We start from the raw sequence: 26,947 nt of genomic DNA on the forward strand, positions 1-26,947 counted from the left end.
ACATGAAGGCGGGAAGGCGGGGAGGCGGGAAGAAGAGATCAATGAACTTCCTGCCTTCCCGCCTTCCTGTGAATCACTCCGGGGCCAATGAGGCCACCACCGGCGGCCGGGGCGGCGCGATGCCCGCGGCCGGTCGTGTTCGAGATCCACTATCGCCGGGGACGACACGGGGGGAGAAGCATGGAGCGGATGGAAGTTCAGCGGGATGTCCGGAGCGCCCTCGCGATAGCCTATGAGCTCTCGCGCCACGAGCACGTGCTGAACAGGGAGCATGTGTCCCAGGCGCTCGGCGAGCTCAAGGACGAGCTCGCCCGTATCGAGGCGAAGCTCGGAGGCGAGCGCATCCACGAGGTCACCGCGGAGGGGTTGCCGCCCGTGCTCAAGCAGCTCGAAGGGCTCGTGGAGGACGCCGATCCGGTCGTCGGCGATCAGATCAAGGCGCTGATGCGGAGCGTGGAGCGCATCGCCACGGAGCTCGTCCCGGGGCCGTAGCCAGATCGGGAGTCCGGCTACGGACAGCAGGCATAGACCGCCTGGAGCGAGCCCGCCCCGCACGGCACGCTCGCAGCAGCATCGAAGTAGCGGAGCGGCAGCCCCAGCGCCTGGCAGATCGCGAAGGCCTCGTCCTTCAGCGCGGTCGGGTCCTCGCACGTCACCCCGTCGCCCACCAGGCCGGCGGTGCAGCCGGGACCTTCCCACGGCGGCGGAAGCGGCGGCGGAAGCGGCGGCGGCTCCTCCGGCGGCGGCGCCGGCCACGGCGGGCAACACAGGTACGTCGCCTCGCGCACGCCCCCGCCGCACACTTCGTAATCTCCCTTGTCGAACTGGAGGTCGCGCAGGACCAGCCCGGCCTCCTCGCAGATCGGGGTGCCCTGCGCGATCAGCGCGCTCGGGTCCTGGCACGTCACCCCGTCGCCCAGGACACCGCTCGTGCAGTCGTCCGCGCAGGTCACCCCGTCGAACAGGAGACCGCCGGAGCAGGCCTCCTCCTCTCCGGGCGTCGCGCCCGCGCCCGCCTCGACTCCGGGCGTCGCGCCCGCCTCGACTCCGGGCGTCGCGCCCGCCTCGGCGGTGCTCGTGTCGAGGTCCTTGCCGTCGGGGGAAACGCCCTGCCCGGCGGTGGTCGCGTCGAGGCCATCGCCGGACCGGGTACCGGTCGAGCAACCCGCGAGGAGCGCGGCGCCAGCGACCGAGAGGACGGCAATCGACCGATGATCCAATCGCATGAGATCTCCCTGGCCTCGCCGTGAGCCGCGAGGATGGCTGTGACGCGCGGCCCGCTGCATCGCGCGGCGCCGCGTCGTCATTCGCCAGGATCCAACCGCGAGCCGAGCTCCAGTTTCCTGGACACGCGTCGTTTCGTGCGGACCTCGGCTACGGACAGCAGGCATAGGCCGCCCGGAGCGCTCCCGCCCCGCACGGCATGCTCGCAGCATCGAAGTAGCGGAGCGGCAGCCCCAGCGCCTGGCAGATCGCGAAGGCCTCGTCCTTCAGCGCGGTCGGGTCCTCGCACGTCACCCCGTCGCCCACCAGGCCGGCGGTGCAGCCGGGGCCGTCCCACGGCGGCGGAGGCGGCGGCGGCTCCTCCGGCGGCGGCGGCGCCGGCCACGGCGGGCAGCACAGGTACGTCGCCTCGCGCACGCCCCCGCCGCACACTTCATAATCTCCCTTGTCGAACTGGAGGTCGCGCAGGACCAGCCCGGCCTCCTCGCAGATCGGGGTGCCCTGCGCGATCAGCGCGTTCGGGTCCTGGCAGGCCACCCCGTCGCCGAGCGTCCCCGAGATGCACTCGGCCGGCTCGACGCAGCGGTACTCGACGCGCCGGAACAGCCCGTCGCCGCAGGCGTCGCGCAGGTCGACCTCGGCCAGCTCGCGCAACGCGCCCTCGCACGCGCCGCGCGCCCTCTCCTTCAGCGCCTCGGCGTCGGTGCACTCGGTGTCCAGCGCCTCGGCCGGCTCGCGGGGCGCGCCCTCCTCGTCGCGCGTGCTCGCGCCCTCCTCATCGCGCGTGCTCGCGCCCTTTTCGTCGCGCGTGCTCGCGCCCTCCTCGTCGCCCGCGCGCGCGGTCTCCTCGTCGCCCGCGCGACCGGCCGCGCCGGGGCCGCGCTCCTCGGGCCGGGGCACCGGAAAGAGCGGCAGCTCGCCGACACTGGACGGCCCGAGATCGCCGACGTCGCGGGGCGCCAGCGCGGGCCCGCGCCTCGGCTGCACCGGCGTGCGGCTCGGGCCAGGCAAGCGGTCCGGCGCCGCCCGGGGCGAGCCCTCGATGTCCGCCAGCGGCGCGTCCTCGGCCCGCCGGCGCGGATCGAGCGGGAGCGCGCGGCGGCGCGGGGCGGGCGCGGGGGCCACCGGCGCGGGCGGCGGGGGCACGCTGGGCCGCGCGGGACCGGGCTCCGCTCGGCCGCCGTCGGCGCGGGGCTCGCCGGCGATCGGATCGGCGGGCGCGGCCAGCCTGCGGGCGGCCACGCCCCAGCGCTCCACCGCGCTCCGGGCGCCGTCGTCGAGGCCGAACGCGAGCGCCGCGGCCGCGACAAGGCCGACCGCGATCGGGCGCCGGAGGCCCCAGGCGCCCCGCAGCGCGGACCGCGCCGGGCCCGCCTCGGGGGCGCAGAGGCGCGCGCGGAGCCGCGCCTCGATCTCGGGCCGCGGCGCCACGCCGGCGAGCTGCTCGTCGAGCGCCCGCAGCTGCGCGACGAGGTCGTCGCGATCAGACGTCGCCATGATCCACCTTCCATCCGGCGCCGCCGACGTGCTGCACCGCCCGCTGGATGAGCTTGCAGACGTAGCTCTTCGAGTGGCCGAGGACCCGCCCGATCTCCTCCTGCTCCTTGCCGTCGAGGTAGTACATCGAGAACGCGATCCGCTCCTTGATCGGCAGCGCGTTCAGCGCGTCGAACGCGCGCCGGAGGTCGTCGCGGGCGATGGCGAGCACGTCCGGCGGCCGGGGCTCCTGCTGGTGCGCGCCGAGCAGCCAGCGCACCGGGGCGAGCGCGAGGAAGCGCTCGCGCCGCAGGCGGTTGAAGCAGCGGTTCGTGGTGGCCCGGTACAGCCAGCCCTCGAGGTCGTCGAGATCGGTGAGGGTGGGCAGCGCCTTGAACAGGTCGAGGAAGACGTCCTGCGTGACGTCCTCGGCCCACGCCACGTTTCCCTTGCCGTAGCGGAGCGCCAGCCGGTGCACGAGCCGGTGGTGACGGCGGTAGAGCGCCTCGACCGCCCCGGCCGACCGCGAGGCCGGCGCCGCCTCGGCCGGGCGCCCGGAGGCCGTGCCGGGCGGCGGAGGCGCATCCGACCGCTGCTCGCAGGAGAGCGGACGGAGCACCTCGGCGACGTCCGAGGAGGCGAGGTCGTGGCTGCGCAAGGACGGGTCCCTTGCTGCCATCACACACGAGCCGGCCGGCAGTTTCCTGAATCGTCGCCCTCGACTTCAGGCTGCCGGGGCCGAAGACCGCCGCGCCGCCAGGGTGAAGCCGAGCGTCTCGGTGGGATCGGGCAGCGCGCGATCGAGCACGCGCGCGCCCGCGGCCACCGCGATCATGGCCGGCGCGACCAGCGGCAGCGTCCACAGGCGCGCTTCGCGGCCTTCGGAGGCCTCATGGCCGAGCTTGCCCATCGCCTGCGCGACGCCGCCGATCTGCGCGACCTGGAGCGCCAGGTAGCTGTTCACCTTGTGCCCGAGCAGGCTCCAGAGGCTGCCGTGGGGGCAGAGCTCCTCGATGATCAGGCCGGCGCGGCCGCACAGCGCGCGGAGGCCGTGGGGGCTGAAACGGAAGTAGTCGTGCGGCTCCTCGTGCAGGCGGAACGAGAAGGGCGCGCTCAGGATGAGCAGGCCGCCGGGGCGGAGGACGCGCGCCATCTCGGCGACGAGCGCCTCCGGGCGGGGGGTGTGCTCGAGGACCTGCACGCTCAGCACGGTGTCGAAGCTCGCGTCGGGGAAGGGCAGCCGCTCGCCGTCATAGAGCATGTCGGCCTTGCCGCGCGAGCGCGCGGCCGTGGCGCCGAAGGTCGCCTCGTGCTCCACGCCGAGGTATTCGAGGACGTGGGGGAGGAAGAGGCGCTCATACGGCTTGTCGCCGCAGCCGACGTCGAGCAGCCGCCCGCGCGCCCGCGGGGCGAGGCGAGCGAGCGAGCCCACGACATGGGTGAGCTGGAGATCCACCCAGTCCGACGCGGCCCGCGCCGCGCGCCCGAGCGCCGGGCGCCGGAGCAGGGCCTGCAAGAGCTCGTTCATGGCCGCCTCTTACCACGGCGCCTCACGCCCCGGAGACCCGCGCGAGCGCGGCCCCGCGGGGCTCATGCTGCCCTGAAGCCCTGGGCGCGCCGCGGGCCGGTCACGGTCCGGTAGAGCGCCTCGTACCTCCCCACCATCACGGTGCTGCTGAAGCGCTCGCGGGCGCGGCGCGCGCAGGCGGCGCGATCGAAGCGCGCGAGCCCCGTCGCGAGCGCGGCGAGGCGCGCGGCGTCGCCCGGCGCGGCCAGGAAGCCCGTGACCCCCTCGTCGACGATCTCGGGGAAAGAGCCGCGGCGAAAGCCGAGCACCGGGGTGCCGCAGAGCATGGCCTCGATGGCGATCAGGCCGAACGGCTCCTCCCACTGGAGCGGGCAGAGGACGGCGCGCGCCCCGCGCAGGAGCGAGACCTTGCGACGGTGGTCCATCTCCCCGAGGTCCGATGCCCCGTGCTCCCGGAGGCGCGGGGCCACCTCCTGAAGATAGTAGAGACGATCCTTGGGGTGCGCGCGGCCGGCGAGCCGGAGCTGCATGCCCGCGGCCCTCGCGATGTCGAGGGCGAGGTGGGTCCCCTTCTCATCGGCATAACGGCCGAGGTGCGCGAGGTAGCCCTCGTCGGCCAGGCTCGCCGGATAGCGCGCCGACGTGACACCATGGTGGATCACGCACGAGCGCGGGAGCGCGATCTCGAGGGAGCGCTGCCGCTCGCTGATGGCCACGTACGCGACCTCCGGGTGCTGCGCGTAGATGCGCGAGCTCTCGTCGCAGGACGCGTGGTGCAAGGTCTGCACGGCCGGGACGCCAGCGAAGCGGGTGAACGGGACGGCGATCGGGCTGTTCACGTGGATCAGGTCGAACCTGTGCTCCCGCGCGATCTCGGACACGGCCCACGCGACGTGGTTGACCTCGTCCTCCGGCGTGGGAGGCCAGCACGGGCTCCCGTAGAGCGACCGGCGGCGGCAGGTGACCACCGAATCGCCCGTCGCGAAGAGCGTCACCTCGTGCCCGCGCGCCGACAGCCCCTCGGCGAGCTCGTAACAGAACAGCTCGGTCCCTCCGTATCCGGAGGGCGGCACCCGGATGAACGGGGTGGAGATGATCGCGATTCGCATGCTCGTTGCTCCTCGATCGCCGCGGCGCCGCGCCGCGACCGGGTCGTCATGCTCGGCCCCGCTCGAGGCGGAGCGCATGCCCTGGGTCCGACACATCAACGAGCATGCCAGCAGGGGGCCCCCGCCCGCCCCAGCGAGGAGCGCGCGGGGGTCAGCCGCCTCGACGCCGCAGGGCCGCCGCCGGCCAGCGCGGTTCGGCCCCGCGACGGGCGGCGCGGCGCGCTTTCAACAGGCGTCCGGTGCGTCTAGGATGCCCGCCCGCTCGTCCGCGCCGCGGGGCAGCGCGGGAAGCGTCGACGGTCTGCGGCGCCCAGCCAACCTGCACACAGGTGGACCATGACTTCGAGATCGAATCGATACGGATCCGCGCTCGCCTTGAGCATTTCGCTGCTGGCCACCTCGGGCTGCCAGCTGTTCACGATGCCCGATCGCAGCCTGATCGGCGAGGGTACGGGCGGGAGCGGCGCACAAGGAGGCGCCGGAGGAGAGAGCGGCGTCGGCGGCAATGACGGCGGCGGGGGTGGCTCCGGGGGCGACGGCGGAGCCGGGGGCGACGGCAATGACGGCGGCGGGGGCGGCTCCGGGGGCGACGGCGGAGCCGGGGGCGACGGCGGAGCCGGGGGCGACGGCGGAGCCGGGGGCGACGGTGGAGCCGGGGGCGACGGCGGCGCCGGGGGCGACGGTGGAGCCGGGGGCGACGGTGGCTCCGGCGGTGGCAACGGTGGCTCCGGCGGTGGCAACGGTGGCAACGGTGGCTCCGGCGGTGGCAACGGTGGCTCCGGCGGTGGCGACGGTGGCGGCGGTGGCTCCGGCGGTGGCTCCGGCGGTGGCGGCGACGGCGGAGTCGGCGGAGTCGGAGGTGACGGCGGCGACGCTGGAGTCGGTGGCAACGGCGGCGGCGACGGCGGGTCCGGCGGCGACCTCTGAACCGACGACGCGGACTGCTCCGAGCCGGCGAGCGAGTGCGCGGTCGCGAGGTGCGTCGACGGCGGGTGCGCCACCGAGCCCGTGGCCGCAGGGACCCCCGCGGAGATGCAGATGACCGGCGACTGCAGCGAGCGCCTCTGCGACGGCGGCGGCGCGGTCGCGGAGGTCGACGACGACGACGACGTGCCCGACGACCGCAGCGAGTGCACGGCCGACTCCTGCCGCGAAGGCTCCCCGATCCACGAGCCGGCCGCGGTCGGCACCGCGTGCTCCCTGGGCGACGGCGGGCTGTGCAACGCCGGCGGGGTCTGCGTGCAGTGCCTGGTCCACGCGGACTGCCCCACCGGGGTGTGCATCGACCAGGTCTGCCAGGAGCCCCGTTGAGAGGACGGCGTCCTCGACGGCGCCGAGGGCGGCATCGACCGCGCCGCCCTCAGCGCTCCAGGTAGATCTCGAAATCCTCGATGCCCACGGCGAGCTCGTAACGATCGTCGATGAGACCCGCCAGCTCCGGGAAGCCGTCCAGCGTGTCGCGCGAGTCGATCGCGTCGCCTGTCACCGAGGGGAAGACGTCGTAGCGCTCGACCACGATCGCGGTCGGAGGGCTCGCGGCGAGGTCGCGCATCAGCGCATCGCGCGCCTCCTGCCGGGCCCACGCCGCGCGCTGCGGGACGTTGTAGAGGTATCGCGTCGCCGGCGGGCGATCGGCGAGGTCGTAGACCACCGGCTCGAAGCCCCACACGAACACGGGGCGCCCCGGCGCGACGCGCTCGCGGAGCCACGCCGCGACCGCGCGGTTCGCCGCGGCGTTGACGTCGGCGGCCGAGGCGAGGCGATCGAGCCGGTCCTGGTCCCGCGCGCCCGCGGCGAGCAGCGCGATCCGCTCGGCGCAGCGGTCGATGTAGTCGTCGGCCACGTCCTTTGTCGCAGAGCGGGCGAAGGCGCTCGCGACGAGCGCCGCGACGAGCGCGGCGGCCGCCCGCGCGCCGTGCCGAACGCAGCGCTGCCATGCCTTCCAGAGGCCGAGCGCCGCGAGCATCGCGGTGAGCGGCCAGGTGGCCCCGTAGTGGTAGGGGAAGAACTTCGCCTGCATCACCACGCCGACGAGGTGCATGGCGATCACGCCCGAGAGCAGCGCCACGCCCGCCCGCTCGTGGCGATCCGGGTGCAGCGCGAGCAGGCAGACCAGCCCGAGCGCGATCGGGCCGGAGTACCGGATGAGCCACTCGCCGACGCCGTGCCACGCCAGGTCGAGCACGCTCGCGTCGCGCCACCCGAGCGCGGTGTAGTGCGGCGTGAAGACGAAGAGGACCTCCCACAGATCGCCGAGCGCCCCCTTCGCGGCGAACCACGCGACGCAGGCGAGCACGGGGAGCACGCCGCCCAGCGCGATGAGCAGGGCAGGCCGGAGCGCCGCCCAGAGGAGCGCGGTCGCGGCCCGGCGCGCCGGCGCGTCCTCGATCGCGGGCCGGGCAGCCTCGAGCGCGCCCCCTCCGGCGCCGCGCGCCGGGCCGCGCCGCGCGAGCGCCGAGCCGCGCCGCGCGAGCTCCACGAGGGCGGGCGCGGCCAGCGCGGCGGCGAGCACGACGCCGCCGCCGGCGAGGGGCGGCTTGAGGAGCCCGGCGGCGCCGAAGAGCACGCCCGACGCGATCAGCGCGGCGGCGCCCGGCGCGGGACGGGGCGCGCCGGCGCGGCCGCGCGGCGTGGCCACGAGCAGGGCGACGACGGTGAGCACGCCGCCGAACGACTCGGGCTGCGCCGTGTGCCAGAAATCGAGCTGGGCGTGCACGAGCACGGCGAGCGCGGCGGCGACGACCCCGATCCGGCGGTCGCCGAAGACGCGGCCGGCGAGCGACGTCATCGCGAGGCACATGCCGGCGAGGCCGAGGACCTCGAGGACGCGGATGCCCCACTGCGCCGGGCCGAAGAGCGCGCGCGCGAGCGCGTAGATCAAGAAGATGCCGGGCGGCTTGAAGTCGAACGCGTCGCGGTACGGCATGCCACCGTCGAGCACCGCGCGCGCGACCATGGCGTAGATGCCCTGATCGCGGCCGTAGCCGTAGGTCAGGATCTGCAGCAGCAGGAACGCGATGGCGCCGAGCGAGATCGCATGGATCGCCTGCGAGCCCGGGACGCGCGCCGGCCTGGCGGCGAGGCGCTCGCGCGCGATCTCGGTCGAGGTGGCCCGAGGACGAGGGACCGCGGTACCATCCGGCGCGGCGTCACGCACCGGGCCCTTTTACCGGCTGGGGCGCGCCAGCGTCTAGGTGCGTCGACGTGCGGTTCCAGCCTTCCTGCGCCGGGCGTCTCGGCGGGGCGGCTCGCCGTCGCCGAGACGCCCCGACGGCTGAGCGCGGCGCGGGCACCGGCAGGATGAATAGACCCGAAAAGGATGCGCAGCGGGCGAACACTGTGTCGTTGCTCTCGAAGGACGGGCGGCGTATACGACCGTGCCGCCGTTGCCCGAGAAACGGGCGCTCACGGCCGGGTGCGTTGGAGGAGCGAGAAGCGATGGTCGATGTTCGCATGCCACAGCTCGGCGAGAGCGTGCTCGAGGGGACCGTCTCGAGGTGGCTCGTGCGCGAGGGCGATTTCGTCAAGCGCGAGCAGCCGCTGCTCGAGGTAGCGACCGACAAGGCAGACACGGAGATCCCGGCGCCGATCGCCGGCCGTGTCGCGCGGATCGCGGTGGCCGAGGGAACCGTCGTCGCCAAGGAAGGTCTGCTCTGCCAGATCGACGAGGCGGCGGCGGAGTCGCAGGCCACAGCGGAGCCCCGCCCGCCGAGCGCGGCCGCAGCCGGCTCGCCGGCGCCAGCGCCAGCGCCGGCGCAGGGCAGCAACGGACATGATGAGAGCGCCCGCCCGCTGTCGAGCCCCTCGACGAAGAAGCTGGCGCTCGAGTCGGGCGTCGACCTGCGCGGCGTGCAGGGGACAGGCGACCACGGCCGGATCACCCGCGATGACGTGATCCGCGCGGCGCACGGCGCAACCGCCGAGCCGGCGCCGGCGCCGAAGGTGAGCGCGCCGCCCCAGCCGGCAGGCGCGGCGAGCCCGGCGGCGGAGCTGTCGCAGCTCATCCAGGCGAGCGGCGGGTTCGTGCCGCCGGTGCCCGGCGTCGGGTTCGGCGCGTACAAGGTGCCGCCCTACTCGCCCAAGCCGGGCGACAAGGTGGTGCCCTTCAGCCGGCGCCGCCGCATCACCGCCGACCACATGGTCTATTCCAAGGTGACGTCGCCGCACGTGGTGACGGTCGCCGAGGTCGACCTGCACGAGACGTCGAAGCTGCGCGACGCGCACAAGGACGAGTTCAAGAAGGCGGGTGCGTCGCTGACGTTCCTGTCCTTCATCTGCGCCGCGGCCGTCCGCGCGCTGCGCGAGCACCCGGAGCTCAACGCTCGAGTGCTCGAGAACTCGTACGTGGTGCTGCGCGACGTCAACCTCGGCGTGGCGGTGGACACGCCCGGCGGCCTCATCGTCCCGAGCATCAAGCACGCGGACGAGCTCGCGCTGCGCGGCATCGCGAGGAGCATCGACGAGCTGGCCGGGCGGGCGAAGTCGGGCAAGATCACGGCCGACGATCTCGCGAACACGACCTTCACGGTCTCGAACCCCGGCCTCAAGGGCAACCTGTTCGGCGGCGCGATCATCTCACAGCCGAACGTCGGCATCCTCCGGATGGGGGAGATCAAGAAGCGCGTCGTGGTGGTCACGAAGGACAAGGAGGACTCGATCGCGATCCATCCGGTCATGTTCCTCGCGCTGTCCTACGACCACCGCATCATCGACGGGGTGCTGGCGAACTCGTTCCTCTGGCGCGTCACCGACATCCTTTCACGCGGGGAGTTCGAGGTATGAGCGTGAAGAACGACGTGCAGGGCCTGCGGCCGCTCGACGAGGTCGATCCGGAGATCGCCGAGCTGATCCGCAAGGAAGAGCGGCGGGAAGCGGACACGCTCCGGCTGATCGCCAGCGAGAACTACGTGTCTCGGGCCGTGCTCGAGGCGACGGGCTCGGTGCTGACGAACAAGTACTCCGAGGGCTACCCGCACAAGCGGTATTACGAGGGCCAGCAGCAGGTCGACGTGGTCGAGGAGCTCGCGCGCACGCGGGTGGCCAAGCTGTTCGGGGCCGACCACGTGAACGTGCAGCCCTACTCCGGGAGCCCGGCCAACCTGGCGGTCTATCTCGCCTTCGCGCAGGCGAACGACACGATCATGGGCCTCGGCCTGCCCGCCGGCGGGCACCTGACCCACGGCTGGTCGGTGAGCATCACCGGGAAGTACTTCAAGAGCGTCCCCTACGGGGTGCGCGAGAGCGATCACCGCATCGACCTCGACCAGGTCCGCGACCTGGCGCGCGCCCACCGGCCGAAGCTCATCTGGTGCGGGACGACGGCGTACCCGCGCACGCTCGACTTCGCCGCGTTCCGGGCGATCGCCGACGAGGTCGGGGCGATCCTGGCGGCGGACATCGCGCACATCGCGGGGCTCGTGGCCGCCGGGGTGCACCCGTCGCCGGTGGGCATCGCCGACGTGGTGACGTCGACGACGCACAAGACGTTCCGGGGCCCGCGCGGCGCGATGATCCTGTGCAAGAAGGAGCACGCGAGCGCGATCGACAAGGCGGTGTTCCCGGGCCTCCAGGGCGGGCCGCACAACCACACGACGGCGGCCATCGCGGTCGCCGCGAAGGAGGCCGCGGAGGACGGGTTCCGGGGCTACGCGAAGCAGATCGTCGAGAACGCTCAGGCGCTCGGGCGCGCGCTGGAGTCGCGCGGCTTCCGGCTCATCACCGGAGGGACCGACAACCACCTCCTGCTGATCGACATGACCCCGAAGGGGATCGCCGGGAAGCCGTATGCGCAGGCGCTCGATCGCGCGGGCATCGTGGCGAACTACAACTCGATCCCGTTCGACCCGCGCAAGCCGTTCGACCCGTCGGGGCTCCGCATCGGCACGCCGGCGGTGACGTCGCGCGGCATGGGCGTCGCCGAGATGGAGCGCCTGGCGGCCTGGATGGATGACGTGGCGCAGAACATCAACGATGAGGCGCGCATCGCGCGCATCGGCGCCGAGGTCGCGGAGCTCTGCCGCGGCTTCCCGGCGCCCGGGATCCGCGTGTAACACCTCGACGATCGACGAGGCGAGCCCCCGAGGACGCCCGGAGAGAGATCTCCCGGCGTCCTCGGTGCTTTTGCGGCGTCACTTCACGTAGAGCTGCGCGGCCGCCACGCCCGAGCCGGCGGTGGCCTTGACGATGTACTTGGCGTTGATGCCCACGGGCAGCGACCAGCGGTAGCAGTTGCCCCGGCCGCCGAGCGCGGCGTTCGCGCCGGTCAAGTTGTCCTGCGCCAGCACCGACGAGCCCATCGGGATCGGGGTCAAGGCGACGAGGCTGATGTCGAGCTCGGTGATCCCCGCGCCGACGCCGAGGATCGTGTAGCACTTGCCAGGCATCAGCTGGATCTGCTGCTCGAGCGTCTGCCCGGCGGTGAACTGGCCCGCGATCGGCCCTCCCTCCTTCGTCATGCCCGGCGCCTCGGTCGCGGCGAGGTTGTTCAGCGGGATAGTCGCGGCGGTAGCGAAGTTCGGGTCGACCGGCGACGCGCTGCCGGTGCTGCTCCCGCCGCTCGGGGCGGGCTGCTGGCCGCCGGTCGGCTGGCCGCCGGTCGGCTGGCCAGGGAGCGGGAACGGCCACGGGAAGCCGCCGGGCTGCGCCGAGGGCGCCGGGGCCGGCTGCGTCGGGGCCGGCTGCGTCGGGGCCGGCTGCGTCGGGGCCGGCTGCTGGTACCCGGGCGGCGGCTGCTGGTATCCGGGCTGCTGATAGCCGGGCTGCTGGTATCCGGGCTGCTGATAGCCGGGCTGCTGGTACCCCGGCTGCTGGTATCCCGGCTGCTGGTAGTAGCCGGGTGGGGGCTGGCTCGCATAGCTCGGCGGCGTGGAAGCCTCTCGCTGTTGACAACCAGCAGCGAGGGCGGCGGTGAGGACCATGGCTGGCAGAACGCCAATCGTACGGAGCAAAAGAACCTCCTCGAATTCCGGCAGAACGCCGCGTTCAATCTCACTGACGGGCTCGCGACGCAACGGTTCGCTCGCGGGGAGCTGCCCGGAGCGAACCCCCGAGGCCCGCTCAACCGGGCTCCAGGGCCGCCCGATGGATGTCGCTTTGGACGTGTCACGCCCTCGCTTTCATCGCGCCCGTCCGGCGGATTGATGCTGCTTCTGCCACGATTTCCAGCGTCACTGCTGCCAGGCTCGGCTGGCCGAGGGCCAAACGTGAGGTAAACTACAGCATGACCGACCAAGGCTCCCGCGCGAAGCTCGATCATCCCGGAGAGTTTGCTCAGTGGTTCCTGGAACGAGAGATGCTGGCGAGCGCGGGCATGGGGATCGCCGCCGACAGGGCGCGGCTGCACCTCGGGCGCGCGGTCACCTTCCTGGAGCAGGGAATGCTGCGCGAGTCGCTGGCGGAGGCGAACTCGGCCGCGTACCTCGACGACGCGATCCGGCCCGAGGCGCTCCTCGTGGCGCGCATGTGCATCCTGCGCGAGCTCGTGGGCGGGTCCGGCTGATCGGCGCGAGAGGCGGCCGCCTGCGCTGGCCCGCCTGCGCGAAGACGCCTCGCACATAGCCCCCGGCCCCTGTCGGGTGTATGAGCGCCCGCGAGCGCAGCTGTCCAAACGAGGAGCCGCGGCGTGCGGCGGGGCTGTGCGCGAGGAGGCCGCAGATGACGGTGACGGGTAGGTCGTTGGGTTCAGCAGTGCTCCTGGCTCTCTCGGCGGCAGCGCTGGGTTGCGGCGGCGGCAGCAAGGAGTCGGAGTTCGCGGACGATCCCCCGGACGCGGGGGCGCTGCCGCCCCCGCAGCCGACAGCGTCCACCCCGCCCCCGGACGCCGGCCTGCCGACGGTCGGGGTGCCCACGGCGTCGCCCTGCGATGGAGTCCAGTCGCTCGCGATGACCACCATGTTCCAGGGCCGCGCCACCGGCGAGGCGCCGAAGATGCAGCCGGAAGGGGCGCCGGTGTGCAACGTGGTGCCCGAGGGGCAGACGGCCTCGGGGCAGACCTTCATGCTCCAACCGGGCCATTGCTACACGTTCCTGGCGCAGGCGCTCCCCACCGTCACCGAGGTCGATCTCCAGCTGGAGCTCGACCTCAACGCCGGAGGACAGCCGGGGCTCGCCGCGTTCAACCTGAAACCGGTGGTCGCCGTCGACTCGGACACCGGCCCGACAGCCGCCATCGGAGCCAAGCAGAGCTGCTACCAGTGGCCGTTCCCCATCCCGGCGACGGTGAAGCTGGTTGTCAAAGCGCGCACCGGATCGGGTCCAGTGGCAGCGCAGGCCTACAGCCGCAAGAAATGACGCAAGAAGCGACGTGACGGCGCGGGCGGCGGCTCCGCCGCTGCCCGGCCCCCGGAGCGGGATCAGGCCGGCGGCGCCGGGCCCCGCCAGACACGCCCGGGGCGACCCGAGGCCGGCGCGGGGCCATGGAGCAAGAACGGCCACGTCGCCGTGGCCGCCCTGCGCTCCGCTGGAGATGCGTATGTCTAGAGGAGCGCGTCCTTGATGGCCTTGATCGGCCGAGCGCGGACCGACTTGCTCGCCGGCTTCGCGGCGAAGGTCATCGGCTGCTTGGTAAACGGGTTGATCCCCTGGCGCGCCTTCGTCGCAGGGCGCTTGATCACCCGGAACTTCGCAAAGCCGGGGAGCGTGAACACGCCCGACTTCTTCAGCTCGCGATGACCGATCGAGATGAGGGACTCGAGAACGTTCTTCACCTGCTTGCGGCTCAGCTCATCACCGGCAGCTTCGGTGATGGCCTGGATCAGGCCGCTCTTGCTCAACGTCTTCTTCGCGCCGCCCCCGGCCGTCTTCTTAGTTGCCATGGCACTCTCCTGGACATGAGCCCGCGCGCGACACCTCGTCGCGCACAGCCTTAGTGAACCTTACACACGACTCAGGACAAAAAAAGACAAAAATGCGGGGAGAAAACGCGATTTCTGAGAGCGGGCATCGCGCGGACCCCTGAAAGGCCGCGCCGGAGCGGCGCGCCAGAGGGGGAACGAGCCGCTGGGAGGGCCGGCGGCGCGGCGCCGCCGTGGGCCGGAGAGGCGCCGTCGAGAGGCCAGAAGGCCGCAAAATACCGCTGAAAACGGGCGGCCCGGCGCCCCGGCGCGCCGCCTCGGGCGGCCGCGAGGGCGGCTGCGAGGGCGGCGGCCGCCGCGACCTGGGCATACCTGCGGAGACGGGCGGGAGGGGGGTTTAGCCGGCGCGCAGCTCGTCGAGGAGCGCCCGGGCCGCCTCGAGCGACCCGTCCTCGGAGACGGACTTGTCGAGCATCAGGCGCGCTTTGCGGCGGTCGCCGGCCGCGAACGCCATCGCCCCGAGGTGGTAATAGGCGAGCGCGCGCGCGGCGAGCGTGGTGCCACCCTCGCCGGGCTCGGGGGCAATCTTCATCAGGGTGACCGCGCGGTAGGCGCGCGCGGCGAGGTCCTGCTCCCCCAGCCCGAGCGCGCTCTCGCCGAGCGCCATGGCGAGCTCGCCGTTCTGAGGGTCGTTCTCGAGCGCCCTCGAGAGCGCAGTGAGCGACTCGCTCAAATTCCCCTCGGCGTCCTCGATCCGCGCGAGGCGGTGGTAGACGGCGCCGAGGAGCCGCGAGCGGCGACCCTTGCTGGCGACGATGAGCTCCGAGGTGACCGCGCGCGCCTCCCTGGGGCTGCCCGCGGCCGTCAGGGCGTCCACGAGCAGGAGGGCAACCTCGTGATCCTCCGGGCGGAGCGAGCGCGCCTCGCGGAGCACCGGGGCCGCCTGCGCCGCGTCGCCGACGTCGAGGAGCAAACGGCCAGCCTTGACGAGGAGGGTGAAGCGGCCAGCCACGTCGGACGCGGCCGCGGCGTCCTCCAGCGTGATGGCGGCGAGCTCGCGGCTCGCGCCGATCTCGGCGTAGAGCGCGCGCAGGCGATCGCGGATCTCGGTGTTGCCCGGCGCGGCGCGGCGCGCGCGCTCGAGACCGCCGCGGGCGTCGCTCAGGTGGCCGGCGCGCGCGCAGGCGCCCGCCAGGCGGAGCGCGGTGGCGACGAGGGCGTCGCCCTCCTCGAGCGCGATGAGCCGGCGGTAGACGGCGCTCGCGGCGTCCCACCGCTCGGCGGACTCCTCGAGGCCGGCGAGCGCCTTGAGCGCCGCGCGATCCTTGGAGTCGACGTGGAGCAGATCGCCGAGGTGGCCGCGCGCGCGCTCGAGATCGCCCGAGCGCGCGAGGATCTCGGCGAGGCGCAGCCGGAGCGCGCGCGGCGCGACGGCCGCCGACCCCTCCGACGCGGGCTCGGCCTCGGCGGGCCGCGCCGCCGCGCGCGCGAGCGCCCGATCGAGCTCGGCGACGAGCTCGCGCGCGAACTCGGCGCCGCCGAGCGCGTAGGCGCGCTCGAGATCGGCGAGCGCGCGGTCGCCCTGCCCGAGCGCCCCGTGGACCTCGGCCCGCGCGCGGTAGAGCCACGGGTCGTCCGGGCTCGCCTCGAGCGTCGCCGTGAGCGCGCGGGCCGCGCGGGCGTGCTCGGAGGCCGCGCCGCACGCGTCGATGAGCGCGAGCAGGACGTCGCGATCCCCGGGGGCGACGCGGAGGGCGCGCTCGAGGAGCTCGGCCGCGGCGGCGGCGTCGCCCGCGCGGTCGCGGAGGATCTCGGCGGCGCGGCGGAGAGCCCCGACGCGCGCCTCGTCGGTGCCGGCGACGTGCGCCGTGAGCACGTGGAGCTCGGCGAGCGCGTGCCACGCCTCGCGGGCCGCGTAGCGCGACGCGAGCTCCTCGCGGAGCCGGTCGCTCGTGGGGCAGACGGCGTAGCCGGCCTTGAGGGCGGCCTCGGCGGCGACGTCGTCCCCGCGCGCGCCGTGCAGCTCGGAGAGCTCCAGCGCGAGCTCGGCCGCCTCGCCGCCCTGCTCGATGCGCAGGAGCTTCTCGAGCGAGTCGACGAGATCGTCGGCGTTGTCGCGCTTCCGGCCGAGGCGCACGAGGGCGCGCAGGACGTCGCGGTTCGAGGCGTCCCAGTCCACCGCCCCGAGGTAGACGTCGCGCGCGCCGCGATCGTCGCCGCGCTGCTCGAGGAGGGCGCCGAGGCGCATCGAGATCGACGCGATCGAGGCGACGTCGCCGCGGTCCTTCGCGGCGTCGAGCTGCAGGGCGAAGAGCTCGCCGAGCTCCTCGGTGCGGCCGGCCTCCTCGAGCATCGTGGCGAGGAGGATGGCGGCCTCCACCTGGGTCGGGTCCTCGTCGAGGATGTCGCGGAGCAGGAGCGCCGCCTGGGCCGGCGACTCCCGCGCGAGGAGGCGCGCGCGCTCGAGGCGCAGCGCGCAGCGCTCGGAGAGGTCGTCGACGAGGGGGACCGTCTCCTCGAGCAGCGCGGAGAGGCGCGCGGCGTCGCCGCTCCGGCGGTACACGCCGGCGAGGGGCATCCAGATCTCGCGCTCGGCGGGCTCGCGGGCGCGGAGCTCCTCGTAGAGGCGCGCGGCGCGGGAGAGGTCGTCGAGGGGGTTCGCGGCGAGCTCCGCGGCGTGCAGGAGCAGCGCGCGCTCGTCCTCGGGCTCCGAGGCGCGCGCGGCGCGCTCGCACAGCCACGCGGCGGCCGCGAGATCGCCGGCCTCCTCGCGGAGCTCGGCCAGCGCGACGAGCGCCCACGCGGCGCTGGGCGGGTCGGACGAGGGCGGCGCGCCCGGGCCGACGATGCGCTGCAAGATCGACTCGGCCTGCTCGCGGTCGCCGAACGCGCGGGCGGTGCGGACCGCCTCTTCGAGGACGAGCGGGCCCTCGATCTCCGCGAGGAGGAGCAGCGCGTCCACGAGCGCGCGCGGGCGCCCGCTCTGCCGGGCGAGGCGCTCGAAGAGGCGGATCGCGCGCGGGTTCCTCGGATCGGCGCGCAGCGCGTCCCGCAGGATCGCCTCGGCGCGGTCCGGATCGGCGTGGAGATCGAGCGCCTCCTCGAGGAGCGAGATCGCCGGATCGACCTCCGCCGGGTCCGACGCGAGCAGCGCGGCCAGGCGGTACCGCGGCTCGGCGCGATCCGGGCGGTTCGCGGGGGCGGCCGGCGCGGCGTCGGGGCGCGCGGCGTCGGCGTGGGCGATGCGCTTGCGGAGGACGTCGGCCTGCGCCGGGCGGTCGCCGAGGCGCGCGTAGAGGGCCTCCAGGGAGCGCCACAGCGGCTCGACGTCGACGCCCGCCTCGCGGCCGGCGGAGGGCCCGCCGGCCGCGATCTTCGCCTCGGCGCGGCGGTAGACGGCCGCGGCGCGCTCCTGGCTGTCCGGCGCGAGCTCGAGGGCGCGGCCGAAGCGGAGCAGGAGCGCGATCTCGTACGGCTCGCCGGCCGCCCGCGCGACGAGCCGCTCGACGAGGTCGAGGTACCGGCGCGTCTGGTCGAGGCGGCGCGCGAGATCGAGGGCGGCGTCGTGGGCGGGGCCCGCGCCCGGCGTGAGATCGAGCGCGCGCAGGCGGGCCGCGAGCGCGGGCTCCAGGCGATCGAGCGGCCCCTCGTAGAGCGACGCGAGCTCACCGAGCGCCGCGGCGGCGTCCTCGGCGGGCTCGAGGGCCGGGCCGGCGAGCCGCGCCTCGAGCGCGCGGGCGAGCAGGTCGTGGCGCCCGCGGGCGCGCAGCGCGGCGAGGAGCTTCTCGTGCTCGGCGTCGCTCTCGCGCGCCGCCTCGAAGGCGGACTCGACGTACTCCACCTCGCGATCAGGCGCCCCCTGCCGCCGCGCGATCTCGCCGAGCGCGAGGAGGACCTCGGCCCGGCTGAACGAGGTCGCGGCCGGCAGGGCCATGCTGGAGCGCATGGGCGGCATCGTGCTCCGCCGCGCGCCGACGAGCCCCTCGCCCTCGTCGCGGGGCCGGCGCACGACGAGCAGCAGCGCGCGGTAGGCGCGGTGCGCGCGCTCGAGCTGGCCGTCCTCGAGGGCGAGGCCGGCGAGGCCGTGGAGCGCATCGGGGTGCGCGGGATCGACGCGCAGCGCGAGGTCGAACTCCGCCATCGCGCGGGCGCGGTCGCCCGTGGTGAGGGCGACGCGGGCGAGCTCGTAATGCACGAACGCGCGCTCCTTGGGGCGGCGACTGCCGAAATCGGCGATGATCGCGCGCAGGGCGGCGGTGGCGTCGTCGGTCCTGCCCGCGGCGGAGAGGGCGCGGCTCCGCGCGAGGCGCAGCGAGAGGTCGTCGGGGGCGAGGACGATGGCCTCGTCGAACAGCGGGATCGCGGCGGCGGGCGAGCCGCCGCGCGTGAGGTAGAGGTCCGCGGCCTCGCGGAGGAGCGAGAGCCGGGCCGGCGCCTCGTCGGCGCGCGCGGCGTCGCCCGCGATGAGCTCGGCCAGCGCGCTCCACGCGCCCGACGCGCGGTAGAGGTACGCGAGCCGCTCGCGGAGCGGCGCGGGCTGCGCGGCGCGGGACACCGCCCGCTCGAGGGCGGCGCGGGCGCGGTCAGGCTCGCCGGCGGCGAGGTACGCGTCCGCGAGGCGGAGCGCAGCCTGGTGCAGCTCCTCGGGCGGCGCGCCCGCGCAGAGCCGCTCGAGCGCCTCGGCGGCCGCCGCGTGCTCGCCGCGGCGGGCGAGCAGCCGGGCGAGGGCGTCGAGCGCCTCGACGGAGCCGATCTCCGCGGCGCGGCCGTAGCTCGCGATCGCGCGCTCCGACTCGTTGAGCTCGTGCTCGGCGAGGGACGCCGCCTGGAGCCAGAGCTCGGCGGCCGCCGGGCCGGCCCCGGCGGCCTCGCGCGCGGCCGCCTGCTCCTCACGGAGCAGCATGAGCTCGCGGTGCAGCCCGCCCGCCTCGAGGAGCGAGGCGAGCTTGTCGATCGACGCGGCGTGCCCCGGGCTCTCCGCGAGGTTCCGGCGGAGCAGCGCGATCGCCTCGGCGGCGCGCGCGGTGTCCGAGAGGAGCTCCGCGGCGTCGTACCGGAGCGCGACGCGGCGATCGGGGTTGACCGAGACCTCGATCTGCCGCTCGCGCAGGCGCACGAGCTCCTCGCGCCGCGAGGCCTTCCGGAGGAGCGCCGCGAGGCGCTCGCCGACCGGCTCGTCCGCCGGCTCGTCCTCGAAGAGCCCGCTGTAGAGGACGATCGCCGCCTCGGGCTCCGCCGCCTCGGCCGCGACGCGCAGGAGCCGGCGCTGCTCGCTCGACGCGAACGGGAGCGCGGCGCCGCGCCTGCAGAGCGCGACGATCTGCGGCCTGTCGCCCGCGTCCGCGAGCATGCCGAGGAGCGCGTCGATCGCCCACAGCGCGGCGCGCGAGGGGGGCCACGCGCCGGGGACCGGAGGCTGGCCCTCCCCGTCGCCGAGGCGCCGCACGGCGATCTCGAGGAGCTCGGCGGCGATCTCGCGGGCCGGGGCCGCGTCGCCCGCTTCGCGCGCGGTCTCGACGGCCTCGCGGTAGAGGGCGAGGTCGTGCCCGGTCGCCGCCGCGAGCCGGAGCAGGGTCGGGACGAGCGAGGGCCCGCGCCTGTGCCGGAGGAGCTCCGCGAGGTCGAGCAGGATGGCGCCGTTCGTGGGGTCGTGGAGGAGCGCCCGCTCGAACGCGCGCTCGGCCGCGTCCGCGTCGGCGCGCGCGTCGCGGTGCCAGCGGCCGACGCGAAAGGTGAGGTCGCGGAGCGCCCCGGCCGGCACGTCGCCGCGGCGCTCGAGCTCGGGGAGCGCGTCGGCGATCGTGTGCCAGCGGGCCGCGAGATCGGTGAGCCGCAGGAGGCCCTCGGGCGGCTCGGAGCCGGGCGAGAGGAGGAACGCGCGGAAGGCGAGCTCGAAGGCGCCCTCCCGGTCGCCGCCGCGCTCCTCGAGGAGCGCGGCGGAGGCCTTCAGGATGGCGACCCGCTCGACGTCCGCCTCGGCCGCGGCGAGCCGCGGCTCGAGCAGCGCGACAACTGCGCGCCAGTCGTCCGCGGAGGCGCAGATCTCGAGCAGCGCGCCCACGGCGGCGACCAGCGCGCCGCGGTGCTCGGCCGACGCCGGATCGACGCGGCGGAGCAGCTCTTCCAGGCCCGCGCGCGCCGTGGGCGACCCGTGCGCGGTCCCCTCCCCGCCCTCGCCGCGCTCCCCGGCCTCGCCGCGCGCGGCCCGCTCGGCCTCGTGCGCGCGGCGGTAGCCCTCGACGGCGCGCTCCCACGCGAGCGTGCGATCGCGGTGCGCGTCGCCGAGCCGCCGGAAGAGCTCCGCGCTGCGCGCCGCGCCGGCCCCGCCGGGGAGCGCGCCCGCCGCGGACGCCTCGACCTCGAGCAGCGCGACGAGGTCGTCCCAGCGCTCGGCGCGCGTGTAGAGCGCGGCCAGCGCGTCCCCGCTCTCGGGATCGGGCGCGAGCTCCTCGCGGATGCGGCGCCAGGTGGCGATGGCCTGATCGGCGTCGCCGAGCTCGCGCTCGAAGAGCCGCGCGACGCGCCCGAGATCGCGCCGGCCGCCCACGCCGCCGCGCACCGCCGCGCGGCGCTCCAGCACGGCCGTGAGCTCCCGGTAACGCCCGCCCTCCTCGAGGAGGGTCGCGAGCCCGTCGAGCGCCTCGAGGTCCTGGCGGTCGTCGGTGAGGCGCGCCGAGTACGCCGCGATCGCCCGCGCCTCGTCGTGGAGTCGCGACGAGGCGAGCCGCGCGAGCTCGCCCAGGGCCTCGCGCCGCGCCGCCGGGTCCGTCTCGATCGCGGCGAGCGTGTCGAGCACGTCGCACCGCTCGGCGATGCGGTCGCCCTCGGCGAAGAGCCGATCGAGCGCGCGGGAGGCGTCCCGCGCGGCCGCGGCGTCACCGTGGCGCTCGGCCAGCGAGGAGAGCCGGCGGAAGAGCGCGATCGCGCCGTCCGCGTCGCGGAGCCGGTCGCGGCGGAGGAGCGCGGCGTCACGGACGAGCGCGAGCGCCTGCTGCGGATCGCCGGCGCGCGGCTCGGCCGCGGCGAGGACCTCGGCCAGGCGATCGTGCCGGCCGAGGCGCTCGGCGAGCTCGGCGAGCTCGGCGCGATCGCCGGCGTCCGACGGCCTGAGCTCGACGAGCTCGGCGAGCCGCGCGAACGCGCCCGGCTCGTCGCCGAGGGCGTCGCGGCGGAGCCGCACGATCTCGCGCAGCAGCGCCGGGCGGTCGTCGACGTCGGCGCCCTCGAGCTGGATCTCCAGCACGCGCACGAGGTCCTCCGGCCGCCCCTCCTCGCGGTAGTGCTTCGCGAGCAGGACGGCCGAGCGCTGCCGCGCCGCGCGCGCGGCGAGCGCGCCCGCCTCGCCGGCGGGCGCCTGCTCGGCCGGGATCGCCCCGAGGATCCGCTCGAGCAGCGCGAAGGCGGCGCGGGGCGCGGGGGGCGCGTCGTTCGCGCGGGACGTGCGCGACGAGAGCCACGCGTCGAGGAGCTGCTCGACCACGGGGAGCGCCGACGCCGCGTCGCCGACCCCCTCGATCCAGAGGAGCGCGATGCGCTCGCGGAGCCGCTCCGCGCCCTCGCCGGAGAGCCTCGGCAGCTCGGCCGTCAGGAGATCGATGAGCGGCCGGTGCCTGCCGTGCCGCTCGTAGAGCCGCTCGAGCGCGGCGCGGGTGCGCGCGTCGTCCTGGAGCGGCAGCAGCTGCTCGAGGTAGCGCATCGTGCGCTCGCCGTCGCCGGCGAGGTCGCGCGCGACGGCCGCGGCGTCCTCCAGGAGGAAGATGCGCTCGTCGGGCACCGTGGTGCGCTCGAGCATCGCGTCGTAGAGCGCGAAGAGGTCCTCCCAGCGCTCGGCCGCGTTGTAGGCGAGCTTGAGCCGCTCGAAGCCCCAGAGCGAGCCCGGCACGAGCTCCACGAGCCGGCGGAGCAGCGCGAGGGCGGCCTCCGGCGCGTCGAACCACTCCTCGTGGTGCTCGACGGCCCGCCGGCCGATCTCCTCGATGACGTCGGGCGGGAGCGCCGCGCCCACGTCGTCGAGCGCCGCGGCGTGAGCGGCCGCGACGCGCTCGGGCTGCTTCGCCCGGCGGCCGATCTCCTCGAGCCGATCCCAGAGGGCGAGCTCGCCTGGCAGCTCGGAGACCGCGCGCAGGGCCACCTCGAGGCCCCGCGCGGCGTCGCTCTCGTGGTGCTCGAGCAGGCGCTCGAACCAGCCGCGGCGGACGGCGGCGCGCTGCGCGGACGCGAGGCTGCCCGCGTCGAGCGCGCCGCGCGGGGCGCCGGGCGCGGCCTCGCCCGGCGGGAGCGGCGCGGGCGAGCTCGCGAGGAGCGTCTCGAGCAGCGCGACGCGCGCCTCGGGATCGTCGAGCGCGTCGCACGCCCGCTCGAGCAGCAGCGCGGCGCGCGCCTGCGTCTCGGGGCGCCCCAGCGCGTGCTCCGCGATCTCGAGCACCGCGGGGTCGATCGTCCCGGCCTCGATCGCGGGCGCGACCGCGTCGAGCGCCTCCGCCGGCCGATCCAGCTGATCGAGCAGGAGCGTCGCGAGCTCGACGTCGAGCGCCACGCGCGCGCTGCCCTCGCTGCGATCGCGGCGCATCGCGAGCACCTCCGCCGCGCCCTCGTGGTCGCCGAGATCGGCGAGGAGGCGCCCCCGCGCCGCGAGCGCGTCGTCGTTCTCGGGATCCGCCTCGACCAGCCGGGCGTAGAGCGCCGCGGCCGCCGCGCGGTCGCCGTTCTCCTCCTCCCACGCGGCCCACGCGGAGAGCGCCCTGACGCGCTCGCCCTCGCGCGCGCGCTCCACGAGGAGCGTGAAGAGCCAGCGACGGTCCACGCGGCGCGCGAGCGTGTCCGGGCTCTGCGCGAGGAACGCGCGGAACGCCTCCAGCGCGGCGGGATCGAGCGATCCAGGCGCGGCGTCACCGCCGCCGGGCGGCGAGAGCAGGCGCCGGTAGACGGACGCGGCGTCGTCCTGCCGGTCGGGATCGGCGGCGAGTACCCGCGCGAGGGCGGCGTCGATCGTGCGGACCCGCGCCGCCGCCGTCTTGTCGGCGGGCGCGCTCCCCTCCCCCTCGGTCCTCATGCGATCGCGGAGATCGAGCGCGGCGTCGACGAAGCGCGACGTCGCGCGCGCCCGGATCGCCGCGTCCTCGAGGGCCGCGAGCGCGGTGAGCGCGTCCTCGTCGGTCGTCGCGGTGTCGAGCAGGACCTCGCAGACGGCGGCGAGCCGATCCCAGGCCGCCTGTCCGCGGTAGAGCGCCGCGAGGCGGCCGGCGGCGTCGCGGTGCTTCGGCGAGACGGAGAGCACGCGCTCGTAGAGCTTCTGCGCCCGCTCCGGATCCGCGAGCGGCCCCTCGGCGAGCCCGGCGGCGCGCAGCCAGGCCGCCACCGCGGCGTCGACGTCGCCCGGGCCCGGGGTGGCGCGCGCAGCAGCGGCGCCCGCAGCGCCCTGGGCGTCTGCATCGCCGGCGGCTTCCGCAGCCCCCGCGGCGCCGATGCCGAACGCCGAGAGCTCGCCGAGGCGCTCCAGCCAGAGCGCCTCGTCCTGCGGATCGCCCGAGGCGGTGACCCGCCGATCGAGCACCTCGCGGAGCAGCGCGGCGTCGCCGGCGGACAGCGCGAGCGCCTCCATCGCAGACAGCGCCGCGCCTTCGAGCGCCGCGCCGCCCGACAGGATCGCGCGGTAGTGCGCGACCGCGCTCGGGACCTTCCCGCCCTTCGCCGCCGCCTCGGCCATGCGCAGCTCGCGCGCGACGCGCTCGTCGAGCGGGGCGCCCGAGAGCCGCTCGGCCAGGGCGTCGTAGAGCGTGTCCCACGCGCCGCCCGCCGCGTACGTCTCCAGCAGCGCCTCGTACGCCGCGTCGTCGCTCGGGTCGTCCTCGATGGCCGCGCGGTACGTCGCGGCCGCCCCCGAGAGGTCGCCGACGTCGCGGCGCTGGATCGTGCCGATCGCGTGCAGGAGCTCGCGCCGCCGCGCGGGCGGGCACGGCTGCGCGAGCGCCTCGCGGTAGAGCGCCAGCCGCTCCTCGGGGCTGCCCTGCTCGCGCAGGAGCGCGTCCACCCGCGCGATGAGCTCGCGCGACGACGGCTCGAAGGCGAGCGCCCGCCGGTAGAGGGCGAGCGCCTGCGTCACGTCGCCGCGCGCGAGCAGCGCCTCGCCCGCCCGCCGCGCGAGGTGCGACAGCGCCGCGCTGTCCACCGCGCGATCGCCGAGCGCCCCGGCGAGCGTCGGCGCGCGCCGCGCGGACTCGCTGCCATGCTCGGTCAGCCGCTCGACCTCGGCGACCCACCGGGCGAGCTGCTCGAGCGCGGCCGCGGTCGCGAGCGAGAGCCCGCGCGCCGCCAGATCGAGCGCCTTCTTCGGATCCCTGAGCTCGCGCTCGGCGACGGAGGCCGCCTCCTCGAGCGCCGCGAGCCTGCCCGAGACGTCAGCCGGCGCCGGCGCGGCCGCGCCCGGGGCCCACACGACGGGCGCGATCTCCGCCCGGGTCTCGAGCACGCGCACGAGGAGCTGCGCCGCGCCTTCCGCGCGCGCGATCGGCTCCAGCAGCGCGCAGGCCGCGAGCCGCTGATCGTCGGACAGCAGAAGGTAGGCGCTCTGCCGCGACGGAGAGGCGTCCCCGCCGCCGGCGCCGCTGCCCGGGGACGGGCCCAGCATCTTCTCGACCGAGAGCCGGCTCGGCCGATCGGTCGGATCGAGCGCGAGCGCCTCGCGGTACGCGGCGATCGCGCCGGCCGGATCGTCGAGCCGCGCCATGCGGATCGCGCCGATCCGGCCCAGGGCCGAGGCGCGCTCCTGCCCGGCCGCGAGCTCGGCCTCGGCCTCGAGGAGCGCCTCGAGCTCGGCCCAGCGCCGCTCCTGCTCGAGCAGCGGGATGAGCCGCGCGTGCGCCTCGCGCGACGCCCCGAACGACGCGAGGTAGCGGCGCCATGCGGCGACGGCGGCCGGCAGGTCGGCGAGCCGGGTGCGCAGGTCGGCCGCGCGGAACGCGAGCTCCCGCGCCGTGCGGCGGTCCGGCTCCGTCTCGGCGCGCCGCTCGAGGACCCACGCGAGGCCCTCGTGCGCGGCCGAGGCCTCGTACAGCCGCTCGAGCGCGGCGAGGGCGCGCGGCTCGCGCGAGGAGCCCGCCTCCGCGAGCTTGCGGTAGGCGGCGATCGCGCCCGCGGCGTCGTTGAGCTCCTCCTCGTAGAGGCGCGCGAGCTGCTCCGCCGCGGCCTCGCGCGCCTCGGCCTCCGTCTCGGCCTCGGCGAGCCGCTCGAGCGCGCCGGCGAGCCCGCGCGCGTCGCGCTCGCGCTCGCAGAGCTTCGCCAGCCCGCGGGCCGCGCGCAGCACGGCCGCGGCGTCGGGCTCGCCGTCGAGCGCCTGCTGGAACGACGCGCGCGCCTTCCGGCCCTCCCCGAGGCCGTCGTATAGCTCGCCGAGCTCGGCGGCGATGTGCGCCCGGAGCGGCTTGTCCTTGGCGCCGGACGCGGCGCGCATGAGCACGCGCGCCGCGTCGGCCCGGCGGTCGAGCACCGACGCGAGCGCGAGGAAGCGCTCGCGCACGGCCTCGTCGGACGGATCGACCGCGAGGATCTGCTCGGACAGCGAGAACGCCGCCGCGAGATCGCCGAGCCTCTGGAACTGCAGCTCGACGAGCCGCTTCTGCACCTCGACGCGGCGCGGCCCGCGGAGGTTCTCGATCTGGAGGGCCATCATGCGCGCCGCTTCCTGCGACCTCCCGCGCCGCGCGTGCGCGGCCTCGAGCGCCGCGGCCGCGCGCACGAGGACGGTCTTGCGCCCGAGCAGGGCCTCTGCGACGCGGAAGGCGGCCTGGTGGCCCGGGTTCTGCGCGAGCACCTCCTCGATGTGCGGCAGCGCCCGCTCGATCTCCTTGAGCGGGCCGCTGTAGAGGTCGATGAGCCGCGCGCGGATCTCGAGCGCGTCGGGCGGCGGCGTCTCCGCGGCGAGCGCCGGCTCGAGTATCCTCGCGATCTCCTGGAGCCGCCCGGCGCGCGCGTAGCGCGCCTCGAGCGCCCAGCGAGCCGACGAGTCGCCGGGGTCGGTCCGGAGGATCTGCTGGAGCAGCTTGACCGCGCGCTCCTCTTCCTTCGCGCTGGCCTCGACGAGCTCGTAGGCGCGGCGGAGCAGCGCGAGCTGCTCGGCGCGGTCTGCGCGGTAGCCCGCGGCGAGGGCGTAGAGGTCCGCGAGCTTGGGCGGCTCGTTCGCCTCCTTGAGGATGCGCTCGAGGCGGACGAAGGCCTCGGGGTGCGAGGGCAGGACGGAGAGCGCGCGCTCGAGATAGGGGCGAGCGCCGCCGGGGTCGCCGAAGAAGTCGGCGAGGAACTCGGCGGCGTGGACGAGGACCTCGGCCTGGGCGGCCTGCGGCAGCATCCCGAACCGCCGCTCGCTGGCGAAGCGCTCGTACGCGAACGCGAGCTCGGAGAACCGGTCGTGGTGCGCGGCGGATTCGTGGAGCTTCGCCCACAGCTCCGGGTGCGGGCTTCCCTTCGCCGCGGCGGCCACGAGCACGTCGAGCGCGGCTGCTTCGTTGTCGATCCCCTGCTCGAGCGCAGCTTCGAGGTTGTCGATACGAAACGAGACGCGCGCGCTCTTCGAGTCCTGCTGCATGTTGGATCCGGACCTCGGCTGGCGATGGGGCAAGGCGCCGGCGTGCCGGCGCTGCCGTCGAACCTGCGCCCGCAGTGCGCTGCGGAGCGTCGCCCAAGGTAACAGGAGCGTTTCCCAAATGGGCTCGGCGATCGGGGGTTCGGCGCGGGCGGGGCGGGCTCAACCGCCGGAGGCGGCGTTGCGCGGCGCGCGGGAGCGCGGCGACGACGGCGACGCATGGCCGGGGCAGAGGTACAGA

At 75.5% G+C, this 26,947-nt stretch carries 16 protein-coding genes; 7 read left to right on the forward strand and 9 right to left on the reverse strand.

Features of this window, described 5'->3' with window-relative positions; all coding sequences use genetic code 11:
• The first annotated feature begins 189 nt into the window (after nucleotides 1–189).
• Complete coding sequence (locus WME75_RS34635) at nucleotides 190–492, forward strand: hypothetical protein (RefSeq protein WP_437479874.1); 303 nt, start codon at nucleotides 190–192, stop codon at nucleotides 490–492.
• Between the two features lie 17 nt (nucleotides 493–509).
• On the opposite strand, the gene WME75_RS34640 is transcribed toward WME75_RS34635, so the two are convergent.
• The 5 genes from WME75_RS34640 to WME75_RS34660 form a co-directional block, all read right to left on the reverse strand.
• Nucleotides 510–1,226, reverse strand: a complete 717-nt coding sequence (locus tag WME75_RS34640) for a hypothetical protein (protein WP_437479877.1) — start codon at nucleotides 1,224–1,226, stop codon at nucleotides 510–512.
• 148 nt (nucleotides 1,227–1,374) lie between these two features.
• Entirely contained in the window at nucleotides 1,375–2,721 is a 1,347-nt protein-coding gene (locus WME75_RS34645; RefSeq protein WP_437479880.1) for a hypothetical protein, read from the reverse strand.
• Entirely contained in the window at nucleotides 2,708–3,358 is a 651-nt protein-coding gene (locus tag WME75_RS34650) for a sigma-70 family RNA polymerase sigma factor (RefSeq protein ID WP_437479883.1), read from the reverse strand. Before WME75_RS34650 ends, WME75_RS34645 begins: the two co-directional genes overlap by 14 nt.
• Nucleotides 3,359–3,424: 66 nt before the next feature.
• Nucleotides 3,425–4,228, reverse strand: coding sequence for a class I SAM-dependent methyltransferase (locus WME75_RS34655; protein WP_437479885.1), 804 nt, complete (start codon nucleotides 4,226–4,228; stop codon nucleotides 3,425–3,427).
• A 62-nt stretch (nucleotides 4,229–4,290) separates the two neighbouring features.
• Nucleotides 4,291–5,337 carry a glycosyltransferase family 4 protein gene (locus WME75_RS34660; protein WP_437479888.1) on the reverse strand — a complete coding sequence of 349 codons (1,047 nt, stop codon included), beginning with the start codon at nucleotides 5,335–5,337 and terminating at the stop codon, nucleotides 4,291–4,293.
• A gap of 375 nt (nucleotides 5,338–5,712) precedes the next feature.
• Here WME75_RS34660 and WME75_RS34665 point away from each other — a divergent pair, with 375 nt between their 5' ends.
• Both WME75_RS34665 and WME75_RS34670 read left to right on the forward strand, forming a co-directional pair.
• Nucleotides 5,713–6,264 carry a hypothetical protein gene (locus WME75_RS34665; protein WP_437479891.1) on the forward strand — a complete coding sequence of 184 codons (552 nt, stop codon included), beginning with the start codon at nucleotides 5,713–5,715 and terminating at the stop codon, nucleotides 6,262–6,264.
• 81 nt (nucleotides 6,265–6,345) lie between these two features.
• Entirely contained in the window at nucleotides 6,346–6,648 is a 303-nt protein-coding gene (locus tag WME75_RS34670) for a hypothetical protein (protein WP_437479892.1), read from the forward strand.
• Between the two features lie 49 nt (nucleotides 6,649–6,697).
• Here the strand turns inward: WME75_RS34670 and WME75_RS34675 are convergent, their stop codons facing one another.
• Entirely contained in the window at nucleotides 6,698–8,494 is a 1,797-nt protein-coding gene (locus WME75_RS34675; protein WP_437479895.1) for a glycosyltransferase family 39 protein, read from the reverse strand.
• Between the two features lie 281 nt (nucleotides 8,495–8,775).
• On the opposite strand from WME75_RS34675, the gene WME75_RS34680 reads away from it, so the two are divergent.
• A complete protein-coding gene (locus WME75_RS34680; RefSeq protein ID WP_437479898.1) occupies nucleotides 8,776–10,119 on the forward strand; it encodes a dihydrolipoamide acetyltransferase family protein in 1,344 nt (447 codons plus the stop codon).
• Nucleotides 10,116–11,387 (forward strand): serine hydroxymethyltransferase, encoded by a 1,272-nt coding sequence (gene glyA / locus WME75_RS34685; RefSeq protein WP_437479901.1) that lies wholly within the window; start codon nucleotides 10,116–10,118, stop codon nucleotides 11,385–11,387. Before WME75_RS34680 ends, glyA begins: the two co-directional genes overlap by 4 nt.
• Before the next feature lie 78 nt (nucleotides 11,388–11,465).
• Here the strand turns inward: glyA and WME75_RS34690 are convergent, their stop codons facing one another.
• Nucleotides 11,466–12,254 (reverse strand): hypothetical protein, encoded by a 789-nt coding sequence (locus tag WME75_RS34690; RefSeq protein WP_437479903.1) that lies wholly within the window; start codon nucleotides 12,252–12,254, stop codon nucleotides 11,466–11,468.
• A gap of 302 nt (nucleotides 12,255–12,556) precedes the next feature.
• Here WME75_RS34690 and WME75_RS34695 point away from each other — a divergent pair, with 302 nt between their 5' ends.
• Both WME75_RS34695 and WME75_RS34700 read left to right on the forward strand, forming a co-directional pair.
• The gene (locus WME75_RS34695) at nucleotides 12,557–12,835 is read left to right on the forward strand and encodes a hypothetical protein (RefSeq protein ID WP_437479906.1); all 279 of its coding nucleotides are present in this window, start codon (nucleotides 12,557–12,559) and stop codon (nucleotides 12,833–12,835) included.
• Between the two features lie 188 nt (nucleotides 12,836–13,023).
• Entirely contained in the window at nucleotides 13,024–13,626 is a 603-nt protein-coding gene (locus WME75_RS34700; RefSeq protein WP_437479909.1) for a hypothetical protein, read from the forward strand.
• Between the two features lie 185 nt (nucleotides 13,627–13,811).
• Here WME75_RS34700 and WME75_RS34705 read toward each other — a convergent pair whose 3' ends face one another.
• On the reverse strand, nucleotides 13,812–14,150 hold the full coding sequence (locus tag WME75_RS34705) for an HU family DNA-binding protein (protein WP_437479911.1): 339 nt from the start codon (nucleotides 14,148–14,150) through the stop codon (nucleotides 13,812–13,814).
• A gap of 376 nt (nucleotides 14,151–14,526) precedes the next feature.
• Entirely contained in the window at nucleotides 14,527–26,709 is a 12,183-nt protein-coding gene (locus WME75_RS34710; RefSeq protein ID WP_437479914.1) for a tetratricopeptide repeat protein, read from the reverse strand.
• Between the last annotated feature and the right edge of the window lie 238 nt (nucleotides 26,710–26,947).

The organism is Sorangium sp. So ce1014 (assembly GCF_051521505.1).
Classification (GTDB): domain Bacteria; phylum Myxococcota_A; class Polyangia; order Polyangiales; family Polyangiaceae; genus Sorangium.

Coding starts and splice junctions, on each gene's coding strand:
- WME75_RS34660 (WP_437479888.1), bottom strand. CDS start 5,337: ATGCGAATCGCGATCATCTCCACCCCGTTCATCCGGGTGCCGCCCTCC.
- WME75_RS34710 (WP_437479914.1), bottom strand. CDS start 26,709: ATGCAGCAGGACTCGAAGAGCGCGCGCGTCTCGTTTCGTATCGACAAC.
- WME75_RS34705 (WP_437479911.1), bottom strand. CDS start 14,150: ATGGCAACTAAGAAGACGGCCGGGGGCGGCGCGAAGAAGACGTTGAGC.
- WME75_RS34695 (WP_437479906.1), top strand. CDS start 12,557: ATGACCGACCAAGGCTCCCGCGCGAAGCTCGATCATCCCGGAGAGTTT.
- WME75_RS34635 (WP_437479874.1), top strand. CDS start 190: ATGGAAGTTCAGCGGGATGTCCGGAGCGCCCTCGCGATAGCCTATGAG.
- WME75_RS34645 (WP_437479880.1), bottom strand. CDS start 2,721: ATGGCGACGTCTGATCGCGACGACCTCGTCGCGCAGCTGCGGGCGCTC.
- WME75_RS34690 (WP_437479903.1), bottom strand. CDS start 12,254: ATGGTCCTCACCGCCGCCCTCGCTGCTGGTTGTCAACAGCGAGAGGCT.
- WME75_RS34640 (WP_437479877.1), bottom strand. CDS start 1,226: ATGCGATTGGATCATCGGTCGATTGCCGTCCTCTCGGTCGCTGGCGCC.
- WME75_RS34655 (WP_437479885.1), bottom strand. CDS start 4,228: ATGAACGAGCTCTTGCAGGCCCTGCTCCGGCGCCCGGCGCTCGGGCGC.
- glyA (WP_437479901.1), top strand. CDS start 10,116: ATGAGCGTGAAGAACGACGTGCAGGGCCTGCGGCCGCTCGACGAGGTC.
- WME75_RS34680 (WP_437479898.1), top strand. CDS start 8,776: ATGGTCGATGTTCGCATGCCACAGCTCGGCGAGAGCGTGCTCGAGGGG.